General features: G+C 38.6%; 9 protein-coding genes and 1 pseudogene. 6 read left to right on the forward strand and 4 right to left on the reverse strand.

The genetic code is table 11. The annotated features are described in order from the left end of the window. Nucleotides 1–41 precede the first annotated feature (41 nt). The 3 genes and pseudogenes from ArsFIN_RS00360 (at nucleotide 42) to ArsFIN_RS00370 (ending at nucleotide 3,042) form a co-directional block, all read left to right on the forward strand. Nucleotides 42–1,034, forward strand: a pseudogene (locus tag ArsFIN_RS00360) (IS110 family RNA-guided transposase). A gap of 282 nt (nucleotides 1,035–1,316) precedes the next feature. Next, nucleotides 1,317–2,486, forward strand: a complete 1,170-nt coding sequence (locus ArsFIN_RS00365) for a PA14 domain-containing protein (RefSeq protein ID WP_026823105.1) — start codon at nucleotides 1,317–1,319, stop codon at nucleotides 2,484–2,486. Beyond that, the gene (locus tag ArsFIN_RS00370) at nucleotides 2,416–3,042 is read left to right on the forward strand and encodes a hypothetical protein (RefSeq protein ID WP_026823106.1); all 627 of its coding nucleotides are present in this window, start codon (nucleotides 2,416–2,418) and stop codon (nucleotides 3,040–3,042) included. The genes ArsFIN_RS00365 and ArsFIN_RS00370 overlap by 71 nt, the downstream gene beginning before the upstream one ends. 34 nt (nucleotides 3,043–3,076) lie before the next feature. Here ArsFIN_RS00370 and emrD read toward each other — a convergent pair whose 3' ends face one another. Next, a complete protein-coding gene (emrD, locus tag ArsFIN_RS00375; protein WP_026823107.1) occupies nucleotides 3,077–4,249 on the reverse strand; it encodes a multidrug efflux MFS transporter EmrD in 1,173 nt (390 codons plus the stop codon). A 320-nt stretch (nucleotides 4,250–4,569) separates the two neighbouring features. On the opposite strand from emrD, the gene fpr reads away from it, so the two are divergent. Next, complete coding sequence (gene fpr, locus ArsFIN_RS00380) at nucleotides 4,570–5,316, forward strand: ferredoxin--NADP(+) reductase (RefSeq protein ID WP_026823108.1); 747 nt, start codon at nucleotides 4,570–4,572, stop codon at nucleotides 5,314–5,316. A 22-nt stretch (nucleotides 5,317–5,338) separates the two neighbouring features. On the opposite strand, the gene ArsFIN_RS00385 is transcribed toward fpr, so the two are convergent. After that, complete coding sequence (locus ArsFIN_RS00385) at nucleotides 5,339–5,761, reverse strand: DUF805 domain-containing protein (protein WP_026823109.1); 423 nt, start codon at nucleotides 5,759–5,761, stop codon at nucleotides 5,339–5,341. A 55-nt stretch (nucleotides 5,762–5,816) separates the two neighbouring features. Here ArsFIN_RS00385 and ArsFIN_RS00390 point away from each other — a divergent pair, with 55 nt between their 5' ends. Further along, nucleotides 5,817–6,449 carry a DUF1454 family protein gene (locus ArsFIN_RS00390; RefSeq protein ID WP_026823110.1) on the forward strand — a complete coding sequence of 211 codons (633 nt, stop codon included), beginning with the start codon at nucleotides 5,817–5,819 and terminating at the stop codon, nucleotides 6,447–6,449. Between the two features lie 116 nt (nucleotides 6,450–6,565). Beyond that, a complete protein-coding gene (tpiA, locus tag ArsFIN_RS00395) occupies nucleotides 6,566–7,336 on the forward strand; it encodes a triose-phosphate isomerase (RefSeq protein ID WP_026823111.1) in 771 nt (256 codons plus the stop codon). Nucleotides 7,337–7,595: 259 nt separating this feature from the next. Here tpiA and ArsFIN_RS00400 read toward each other — a convergent pair whose 3' ends face one another. Both ArsFIN_RS00400 and ArsFIN_RS00405 read right to left on the reverse strand, forming a co-directional pair. Next, nucleotides 7,596–9,593, reverse strand: a complete 1,998-nt coding sequence (locus ArsFIN_RS00400; protein WP_135677401.1) for an Ig-like domain-containing protein — start codon at nucleotides 9,591–9,593, stop codon at nucleotides 7,596–7,598. Beyond that, entirely contained in the window at nucleotides 9,493–12,369 is a 2,877-nt protein-coding gene (locus tag ArsFIN_RS00405; RefSeq protein WP_026823113.1) for an inverse autotransporter beta domain-containing protein, read from the reverse strand. Before ArsFIN_RS00405 ends, ArsFIN_RS00400 begins: the two co-directional genes overlap by 101 nt. Nucleotides 12,370–12,453 lie beyond the last annotated feature (84 nt).

Consider the following 12,453-nt stretch of genomic DNA (forward strand, 5'->3'; position numbering starts at 1 on the left):
AGAATAGGCATGATGGTTTATTATGTGAAAGGAGTATTCTCATGTATCAAGTCGGAATAGATGTCAGTAAAAAAAAGTTAGATATCTGCCTGTTAGCTAAAGTTATTGAGGGAAAACAAAAAACTAAAGTCATAAAAAATGATCAGCATTCAGCTAGGACATTGATTGAGTGGCTGAAAAAACAAAAATGTTTACTCGAAGATGTAAGGATTACTCTTGAGTCCACAGGGACTTATCACGAACAACTCTGCATTGAACTTTATGATATGGGTATTCATATTTCCATCGTAAACCCTTATCGTATAAGAGAATTTGCAAAAGGCATGGGTATTTTAACTAAAACAGATAGAGTCGATGCCTTCGTTTTAGCGTGTTATGGGAGTTAAAAGCCTTCAGCATGGATAGCTCCATTGCCAGAAATTCGAGCATTGAAATCATTGATCAACCGTCGAGAGGCACTTTTAGCTGATTTATTGCGTGAACAAAACCGTCAGGAAAAGACGTTAACAACGTCTACACCAAAGATTGTTAGACAGTCACTTGTTAAGTGCATAAAAATATTAGAAAAAGAGTTGCTGGCTATTGAATCTGAAATTTCTAATCATATTGATAATCATCCAAAATTAAAGCAAGACATGGAATTGCTGACATCAATCAAGTCAATTGGTAATCAGGTAGGTGCCAACATGCTTATGGTGTTAAGGAGCCATGACTTTACTAGTGCAGAACAGGTTGCCTCCTATCTGGGATTAGTCCCTGTAGAACGGCGTTCTGGCACATCTGTTAACGGTCGGGCTCACTTATCCAAAACAGGATCGTCCCAAATTCGCGCAAAATTATACTTCTCAGCCATAACAGCAATACGCCATAACCCACATATCAAGTCATTGTATGATCGTCTATTAGCAAGAGGTAAGTCAAAAATGTCCGCTCTAGGTGCGGCAATGAGGAAATTAGTTCACTTGTGCTATGGAGTATTAAAGACGGGTCTAGCTTATGACCAAAACTACGCCCGCCAAATTTTCGCTTCATAAAATCGATTTTAAGGCATTTTAAATTTTAGTTGGTACGTTTTCATGTCTTACATAGAGAAAATAGCGCTACGGGCTTCCTAGGTGTCTTAAAATCGATTTACAGATGATAACGCAAACTCAGTTTTGGCTTTAATCGACAAACCATCCTCTAAGCTAACTCTATCCGCTCACCGGAGTCTGAGAGCAAGCGAACGGACGAGGAAGCGGAGTTAACCTAAAATTACAGAATAAATAGGTTAATTTTTTGTTAAAAAATTTTTGAAATTCTTAGACGTTAAATTCATGGATTTTAAGGTTGACTTTAAAGACGGTAACTCATTACAAAAAGATTACCCCTATGCATTGAAAGTAACTTACGCCACAGAGCAAGGATTATTGACCGAATTACTGCAAATACCAACAACCTCGGTACAATCGCTAAGCTTGCATATTGCCAACAAAGGTGAATTGGTACGTTTCGAGATCCTTGAAGCACCCTCAGGACAATTAAGTAATCGTTGTGTTTATCGTTATACTAACCCTGATGCGCTTGCCAACACACTATTTGACCATCGTAGTGAATTTAGCATTTCACACCCAATACATTTACCCAAATACTGGCAAGGTAGAGTAATTAACTGGTCAATCACAGAAGGGGATTCATTCATTGATGACAATGGCAAAGCTATACTGACAAAATATCATCCGACTAGCGCATTAAAAGCCGAATGGTTAGAAGGAGAAGTAGGCAAAAAGCAAATTTTTTCCCTCACCCTTCCCCAGGCAGAGGTTGCCTATTCACACCTTTTTAATACCCATCACCAGCATACAAAAACCATTGCAACCGAATCATTAGTCTTGCCTGGATCTTTTCAACAAGGGACTATTAACTGGCATTCCTCTGATCCTGACGTTATTAACCATAACGGCCAATTAATCGGCCATGGTGCAACAATTATTACTGCAACCATCACTTACCCAACAGGATTGACTCAAATTTTTAAACGCCACTATCAGGTTCTCGATCGATCGCAATCGGGTGGTTTAAATTTAAGTATTTATGATCTCAGTCAGTTAGATTTAGGTCACAAAAGTCTGACACAATCCCAATTTGATAAACTATTAAAGAAAAAAAAGTGGTTAAATAATGCCCCTATTTATGCCAAACAATGGCAAGCCAACTCACCCAACTATTGGTTGGGCAAAAGAAAATTTGGCCAATTTGATGCCGACTTTAAGTCTAACGTGTTAAATGGCGAACAATTGAAACCCAGCTTGTGGATTTTTTCTGGCTTTTTGGCACCGACGGAAAGCAATCATTATCAGTTAAAATTTAAAGCGGATGATATCGGACGAGTTTATATCCAAGACAACCGTCAGTTGCATACCCTCGACTACCGTGATGAGCAAACCATCTACCTACAAGCAGGCAAATATTATCCCATTTGGCATTTGGCTATTCTGGAGCACTAATAGTCACACTGTTGGTGATCAATATTGGGACACCATAGAATTAACCTGGCGCCCAGCAGGACAAAAAAAATATCAACCAATAGCAAAAGAAAATCTGATTGCCATGCCGATTAATCCAACAGAAAGATACCCTAGCGCTTGGCTACCTCAGCCATTACAGGTAACAGCGGATCACACACCCACTGAAACCAAACCAGCCGGTACTTTTACGCCAATCCAATTATTCAATCTCAATAATTCCATTTTAGATATTGAAGAACATATTCTTTATAACGGCGAAAATAGTGCAATAGAGCTGGCAGATATTACCCATTACCAGGAACAGATGACAGTCACCCCCTCAATTAAACAAAAAGCCTCTTATAACCGAGAAAACAAAGCAGCAAAATCAATTGATACAGTAGAAAAAGATCGATCCATATTAGCTGAATTACTGGCAGATCAGCGCTTTTCCCACAGTAAAGAACGAATAATTAGCGCTACATTGCTTGGAGAGCACGTTCCTCACCAACCAAAATCATATTGTCATTGTGTAACAGAAGCCATATCCCATTAATTTTATTATCAAAATATATTTATTGAATGGGTATTTATTTTTTATCCATTTTATATGCTAGAGGCAACCAACATAATAAAATAAGGATAGACATAGCAAACATCAACATCCCCAAACTGAATTGTCCAGTTTGGGGTAAATGTGCCGATAACCAAGCCGCCACGCCAGAACCCACATTTTGCAAACCACCAACCAGTGCACCGGCTGCACCTGCTAAATAAGGAAAAGGCTCCATTGCTCCAGTGGTTGCTAATGGAAATAACATACCTGCGCCAAAGAAAAAAAGTCCGGCAGGGATCAGTAATGACCACACATTCATAAATCCAAACCAACCCGGTAACCACATGATAATAGCCGCAGAAACACAGCATAATACTGCTTGCCACATTAACTGATAAAAAGTCCTTCCTTCACGTCCTGCATACCAAGCACCTAAAAATGCCGCAGGAATAGGCAAAATAAATAGAATACTGACGGTAATACTATTTAAACCTAGTACGCCTCCCAATAATATGCCGCTACTTGATTCAAATACCACAACACCAGCCAATCCACCAATCAATATTAGCAAGTAAGCATCAAAGATAGGATTTGATAACAACAAATAATAGGCAGAAAGCATATTTCTTTTTTCAGAAGCGGGTGGGCACGTTTCAGGCAACCATTTCCACATACTGATCAAGACAAAACCACCTAACAAAAACAAGAAAATATAAGTTGCATGCCAGCCTAAAAAATAGGCGATCACCCCGCCAATCATCGGTGCCAATAAAGGACTCACTAATATTCCCATATTCAATAGGCTATTCGCATAACGCAAGGCTGTTCCGGTATAGAGATCACGCGGCATGGTTCTTGCCATTACGCCAGCAACGCCAACACCTAAGCCTTGCAGCGCACTTGCGATAATTAAGATCTGCAATGAAGGCGCGAAAATCGCTATTATGGTGGCGATCAAATAAATAATTAAGCCAACTAAAATAACAGGGCGACGACCAATGTGATCGGATATAGGCCCATAAAATAGTTGTGAAAAACCATAAAATAACAGATAAGCGCCCATTACACTTTGTACCGCACCATCAGGTTCTGCAAAATAGGTAGCAATTTCTGCAATAACAGGGACATAAATTGTCTGCGTCATCTGTCCGACGGCAATTAAAGCAATAAGCATCAATAGCAAATTGAAGTGTTCTAATTTTCTCATTTTATATAATAATCAATCGATTAAAAAAGGTTACAATATCACAGGAATACAGAAAAACTGTCCCAGCAAATTTATACGTTAATATCAATTAATCTAACAAATTTAAAAAAAAATTCGAGTAAGCGATTAAATTATTTTACTCATCTTGCCAAATCCAATTAACTTATTTCGTAAAGATAACTGTACAATTTTATATCATAATGAAAGAGTCATAATTTAACTAAATAGTTAAAACACATTATCGATAATGGTTTTGCCTAAATTTGACATACTATGACCAAACATTAACGCTTTATTTGACACATTAGGAGGCCAGTAGTATGGCAAATTGGGTAACAGGAAAAATTATTAAAAATCATAAATGGACAGACTCATTATTTAGTTTAATCCTCGAAGCACCAATTAAACCATTTATTGCTGGACAATTTGCTAAACTTGCCCTAGAAATCAATGGCCAACGTATCCAACGTGCCTATTCCTATGTTAATACCCCCTTTGATAATCAATTAGAATTCTATCTCGTGACCGTACCAGAAGGAAAACTCAGTCCACACCTCGCAGCACTAAAACCTGGTGATCCTATCTATATCACTGAAGAGGCGGCAGGTTTTTTTGTATTAGAAGAACTGCCTGATTGTGAAACGCTTTGGATGCTATCGACTGGTACCGCAATTGGACCTTATTTATCTATTTTACAATTTGGCGAGAATTTAGCGCGCTTTAAGCAAATTATCCTTGTCCATGCAGTACGCTACGCTGAAGATCTGAGTTATTTACCATTAATGCAAACAATTGCGAAAAAATATCCAGGAAAATTGAAGATCCAAACCATTGTCAGTCGCGAAAACAACACCGGCTCACTCACCGGTCGTATTCCAGCGCTAATTGAAAGTGGACAGCTAGAACAGGCAGTAAAGGCAAAAATTGATCCCTTAACTAGCCATGTTATGCTTTGTGGTAATCCACAAATGGTTAAAGATACCCAACAACTACTAAAAACACAAAGAGGGATGGATAAACACTTACGCCGTAAAGCAGGACAAATTACCAGTGAACAATATTGGTAAGCAGAGAGTGAGTAAATATTAATCAGTTGAGATAGTCAACCTGCTCAGTTTTTTTACCATAACGATTTGCTTTATCGAAGCCTTTAAAACTACCACAATCTAAAAATAGTATGGTAACAATAAGTAAAGGTAGAAATCGTCCAATACCCCACTGCCAAAAAGGCGTTAATAAACTAACATCAATAGAAAATAACAAAAAAGCCAACAATAATAACAACAACCAACTACCAGATTTACCACGATCATGTAGACGTTTGGTAAAAATTGCCGCTAATGGATAGAGCAACAATATGACTAATAACAGTAAAATATAAGGAGAAAATAAAAAATAGGTTTGCATACTAAATGTCATCAGCATTAATAAAAACCAAATAACGATACCAAACCAAAATGGTTTTCGGCCAATCCGCCCTTTGAATGAAAATGCCCATTGTTGTAATGTCATTTATTTATCCTAAGTAATCCCTTTATGATTAAATTAATACTGCAGAGTAACAATGATGAAAACCTACGAGCGCAAATTTGAGTCAACACTAGCATTAGTATTTATTGCATCATTGCCACTATCCTCCGTGCTGGCAAAAAAATTACCTGTTATGCCTGAAACAGAGGTTTCGGTTGCTTATTTATCACCAGATGCTCCCCTATTCAATGAAACTATTCCCATATTTCGTCAAAAATATAACCAGGATAATCCCAGCTATCCGATACATGAATTTAAAGTGATTAAAAGCAAGGATATTAGCTTACCTTATATTCGCGCAGCCAGTCGAATTAACAGCAAAATTTACGCCTCCGCTGTGCTTGAACAGGGAAGTGAAAAAATTAAAAGTTTACAGCTAACCTTGCTGCCACCGGAAGATGCAAGCAGCTATAAAATTAATCGACAATTATTCGAACGTTATACTATGGCAATTATTAATCACTTCGAAAAGACTACTTCGATTAACAACCTATCTCAATTAACTGCTGTATTAGATCGTATGTTAGAGCAACATAATCAAGTGCAGAGTGATGAAACTATAGTAGGCGCTATCCGTTATATTTTAGTAAAGAGCAAAGAGAATATGATAACTTTCGCTATTGAGCCGGTTAAGCTTTCACTAAATGATGATAACATCACATATGAATGACGAAAAACAAAGTGATTTAGTCATAGCATCTTTATACTATCCGTTGGCAAAAACTGAATAATGATTGATTGTCTTTATCTCATTTATTAATAAATATTTTTTAGTTGGAGGAAAACATGCGACATCCATTAGTCATGGGTAACTGGAAACTCAATGGCAGTACCAAAATGGTTAAAGAACTGATTGAAAATTTGCGTAATGAATTAAATAGTGTTACTGGCTGTGATGTCGCAATTGCACCACCAGCGCTTTACCTGGCGCAAGCACAACAAGCTTTAGCTGGAAGCAAAATAGCACTTGGCGCACAAGATGTTGATGTCAATTTGTCCGGTGCTTTTACCGGTGATACTTCAGCTGAAATGCTAAAAGATATTGGTGCAAAATATATTATTATCGGTCACTCTGAACGTAGAACTTATCATCAAGAAAGCGATCAGTATATCGCACGGAAATTTGCTGTACTAAAATCGCAAGGATTAATACCGGTGCTATGCATTGGTGAATCTGAAGAAGAAAACAGCACTGGCAAAACTGAACAAGTCTGCGCTCGTCAAATCGATGCGGTATTGAATAGCTTAGGTGCTGGCGCATTTGAAAATAGTGTTATTGCTTATGAACCGATTTGGGCGATTGGTACTGGCAAATCAGCGACTCCAGCCCAGGCGCAAGCAGTACATAAATTTATTCGTGACCATATTGCTAAGCAAGATCGCGCCATTGCCGAACAAGTCATTATTCAGTATGGCGGTTCAGTGAATGCCAACAATGCTGCCGAGCTTTTCAGTCAACCTGATATTGATGGTGCATTAGTCGGCGGAGCATCACTGAAAGCCGATGCTTTTGCTGCCATTGTCAACGCTGCAGCAGCAGCGAAAAAAGCCGGTTAATTTTTACCTGACATAATTCAAACCCGGTTCTTGCTGGTCATCAGAAGGATCGGGGAAGTCATCGATAATTATTATTTAATAAATAAGCGATTATCTATCTACTTATCACAAAACCTACTAACTTATAAATTCATCTGGGTTAGTAAACTAACACGACAATTGCTCAAAAGTTAAGAGGTTTATGTACCTATACAGTCAGCACATAAACCATCATTAACCTATCACTTAAATTTATTCAAATATCTTTAATTTAGATTTATTAAAGATCGCGAACACAGGTAAAAAAGAATTTATTGTTTTTACCATCACCACTATTGTTTATAAAACCACTTACCATACCAACAGTTTTAACATTGTTACCTAATGTTTCAGATGTCCAATACATATGATAATTCCAATTATATAAACGCACATCACCCCATTCACTCCAGAGTGAATCAATACCTCGTTTAAACTGTCCAGCACTTAATTGTGTAACCGTTGGAAGTGTCAATCCCCTACTAGAACACCATTTTTGGGCATCATTCCACCCCATCTCTTGTTGACTATATAAATGCCATTTTTTGAGGGTAAATTCATATCTAACTGGCTCACCACCAGTGCTATGAGTTGCCGAGATAGTGACTGTTTTTGGATTATCGCCAATATCACCACTAAAAGTTATTTTTCCATTTTCAACGGAAACCCAGCTTGCACTACTCTGCCAATTAAATTCAGAGGCAGGCGCACCATTAGTAATGATGTCAAACTTCGCACCCCGGAAGCCTATAGTTGGAATTCCTGCATCCGTGCTAAAAGATAATCCATTAATTCTAAGCTGTTTAAAAGAAACCTGGATAAAATTAACTAGCTTATTGGCATCTTTTTTGTCACTCGTATCATACCGTGCACTGACAGTAATATTATTGACTGCCGTGTTGGTACTTCTTAGCTCTATGGTCGCTTGCCCATCACTATTAGTGACACTATGTGGGGGTAAGATGACATCATTACCATTCTTGTCTTGTTGCCAATTAACCTTTAAATTTGGCACTTTAACTGGATTTTCATTTTTATCAACCAACTGCGCTTTAAAGGTAAAATGGTTATTACCATCGGCTACTTTACGAATAATATTATCGACTAATATCACACTACCTACTCTAGCCGTAGTTCTATCGGCAATAAAGTTAACGGCCTTGTTTGCATTTATTTTAGGCGCAGTACCATACTGAGCGCTGACAACAATATTATCCACCGCTTTAGTTTTAGTGGTACTTATCAGTTTTATAGTCGCAAACCCGTTTTTATCTGTTTGACTTGATGGTGCCGATAAATGAGCATCTTCAGCTTTATCATCATCCAGCAACCAGCTGATATCGAGTTCCGCTACCTTAATAGGATTATCATATCGATCAACGAGTTGTGCCTTAAAGGTAAAACTGTTTAAGCCATCGGCGACTTTATTAGTTTCCGTACCATCCAATGTGACCTCTTTTATCTTGGCGGTGTTAATATCAGCAATAAAATTCACTGCGTCAGATTTTTCCTCACCACTCGATTCATATTGCGCATAGATCACCACGTTATCCACGGCTTTTTGGCTACTTTGTAGAATAACCGTAGCACGGCCATCTTTATCCGTTTTACTGGTTGCTGGTAAGTTGACACTAGCCCCACTATTTTGTCGCCATTTGATGACTAATTCTGCTTGCTTAACCGGATTACCATTATGGTCAACTAACTGGGTGCTAAATTCAAAGCCGCTCTTACCATCGGCAATCTTCTTATTGTCAGCATCATTTAATGTGATCTTGCCCACTCTAGCCGTCTTAACATCGCCAATAAAACTTACTCTCTTATCCGCTGATTTCTGTGGGGGTACCCTGTATTTTGCATAAACAATAATATCATCGACCGCAATCTTACTACTATGCAAGGTAACCGTCGCAATGCCTCTATCATTGGTTGGGGTTGATTGAGCGGATAAGCTGATTTGTTGCTCTTTATTGTGTGACCATTCCACTTTCAGACCCGCTTTATTGATAGGATGGCCATATTTATCGACTAATTGTGCCTCAAAGGTAAAGCGATTATTGCCATCAGCGACTTTGCTAACTACGCTATCAACTAATGTGACATTCCCCACCTGAGCGGTATTGGTATCAGCATAAAACTCAACTTCCTGCGCATTTACTGGCGCAGAAGTGCCATAGCTTGATATTATTCGCCGCTGTGGTGGTACTTTGTAATGTGATAAACGCACGACCATTTTCATCGGTTTCACTGGTTGTTGCCGACAATTTTACTTCGTCGTTCTTATTATGGGCCCAGTTCACCTTCCGTTGTCCAACCGGATTGTCATTACCATCTAATACCAAGGCAGTAAATGTGAATTTGTTGTAGCCATTGGCTAATTTACTGCCGATTTTATCATTAAGTGTCACACTCTTTACTCTGATTGAATTTTCATCAGCAATAAAAGCGACTTCACGATCAGCATCAACTCTTTTAGTTGAAGCAAATCTTGCACTAACGACGACGCCTTTTATCGCTGCTGTCGTGCTATACAAAACAACAGAAGCCCGGCCATTTTCATCAGTTTGACTTTTTGCCGCTAATTTAACTTGATTATCTTTATTATGTGACCAATTAACCTCTAAACCTTTTTGCTTAATTGGATTATCGTTACCATCAACTAATTGGGCGGTAAAAGTAAAAAAGCTATTATTATCGGCGATTTTTTGTGTTTCACTACCTTCTAAACTTACACTACCGACCTTGGCGGTAGCCAAAATGTAAATAAAATTTACGGCTTTATTGGCCGCAACTTTGTTAGCAGGGTTATTATAATTGGCACTAACCCTAACATTATCCACTACAACCTTACTGGTCAAAGTAATTATCGTGCGACCATTTTCATCCGTTTGGCTCTGCTCTGCCGATAGGATAGCGGTGTTACCTTTATCATGTGACCAATTAACATTGGGTACCGGATTATTGAATTGATCGGTCACTAATGCCTCAAAAGTAAATCGACTTATGCCATCAGCCGCTTTATTTGTTTCATTGCCAATTAATGTGACACTTTCAACTTTGGCTGTAGCGATATCAGGTGCAAAACTAACAGGGATAGTATTTCTATTACCATTTTTCATTACCGCCGTTAATGTTCCACTGCCAACGATTTTACTTTTAATGTTAACATTAGCCTTACCTTCGCTATCAGTTATCACCGTCAGGCTATTACCTTGCCTGCCTGCCATATCAAACAGTGTTACCCCACTAGATTTGAATCCATCAATCGTATAAGTAATGGCTCTACCGGGGAGTGCTTGATGTTTTTTATTCTGTACTAATGCCGTGGCAACATAAGCATCGCTATTATTCGCTACCTGGGTATTATTTGGCGTTAATGTCATTGCTCGAATGGTATCTTGTGATGGCGTGACATTGATCAACATAACAGCAGTATTAGATTGATTACCTTCATTATCAATAGCTACGGCTGAGATACGATAAGATTGGACGGCTTTTGCCTGTTTTTGCAAAATATAAGCCGGTAAGGTTAAATTAATTGAGGTCGGTGACATAACTTGAATATTACCACCTTGAGCAATTAATTCTGGCGCTGACCAGCTAACTTGTTTTAAACCATATTTGGCTTTATTAACCGTAACCGTGATCGGCATGGTCTGCGCTGCTTCGCCATCAATACTTTCTGGCAAAGAAATGGATAACAGTTCCTGCTTACGGTATTGCATAACAATATTGTAATTACGATCGACAAAATCGTAGCGGTTACCAGCTAAACTACGCATTAAGTCAACATTGTCGGGATCAAGCTGTTCCGCCAGCAAGACACCAAACCGATATGCCAATTCCATACCAATACTACTTTCCTTAGTATCGCCCCGTGAAATTTGGCTTTTAAAGGTCAATAATGGGAATGGGGTATAACTCAAACCAAAGGTGGTGGCAGAAGGATTATCTATCAAATCACTACTTGAGAGACCATTATTAAGGCTAATACCATCACCATAATATTTTTCATATTTAGCATAAGCGCCTAAATGCGGATAATTGGGTAAAAATCCTTCCGCCCGCAGATCGAATCCATTGGCTGGACGCTCATCATAATCCCGCATCTCATGAAGACGTGATTGATGCCAGTCAGTTAAACGAAAATAACCATTAACAGCCAGTTTAAGATAATCGGCCCATAATTCACCGCCAACCCCAAAACGAGAATTGCTACCAGTAATATCATAATCATAAAAACTATTGATACCCCACATCCAGGCATCTTGATATTGACGATAACCGACACCTAAGTTGGTGGTGTTGCGATGTTCATTTGCTCTAATACCAATCTGACTAAATAACAAACTGTTCGGTTTATCAAGTACCGGTACCAATAAATCCACATCACCGGTTTTATTGGTATTAATTTGTACCCGGGCATTACCAAACTGACTCAACCAATCATGGATTTTTTGATTTACCAGATTTTCACCTATACTGCGGGCATACCCCATATAAGCCTTGATGGCATCATCCGTTGACAGCGTCTGGGCTAATTGAGAAATATTTTGCGCCAGTTGCTGATCGCTGGAAACAGCTGTCTGCCGATTAGGCTCACTATCGTTAATGCCCAGAGTTGGTAAGGTATTAAAAATAGCATCCTGCTCAGCATTTTTAGGCTGTTGAATGGGGGTTGCCGGTTGTTGGGAAGAGAAATGCGCCTCTAACATGGATAATACTGAATCCGATGATGAAGTTGGCATCGATGATGTTATCGTGGCATTATTTTTATCCGACTTTGCCGGCTCTTTATCAAGAACCGGCATATCATTCTCTGCAGGATGTTGCAGCAAATTATTTAAGCCATTGATGGTGTCCATCATCGGGTTATTTTGTTCGCTATTTTGCGCCGCTTTTGCGATTGAAGAGGAAGCAACGAAAATAGGCAAAAACAATTGTATAAAGAGTAAAATATAGGCGATTATCCGTTTCGTTTTGGTAAAATCACAATCAGCATTACGTTGTTGCATGGATCTCTTCCCTAATAATATATAAATCCTACTACCAATAAGCAAAAGAAGTTATCTTGCTAAAACAGCCACCTCGCATTATGA

It is taken from the genome of Arsenophonus nasoniae (assembly GCF_004768525.1).
Lineage (GTDB): Bacteria > Pseudomonadota > Gammaproteobacteria > Enterobacterales > Enterobacteriaceae > Arsenophonus > Arsenophonus nasoniae.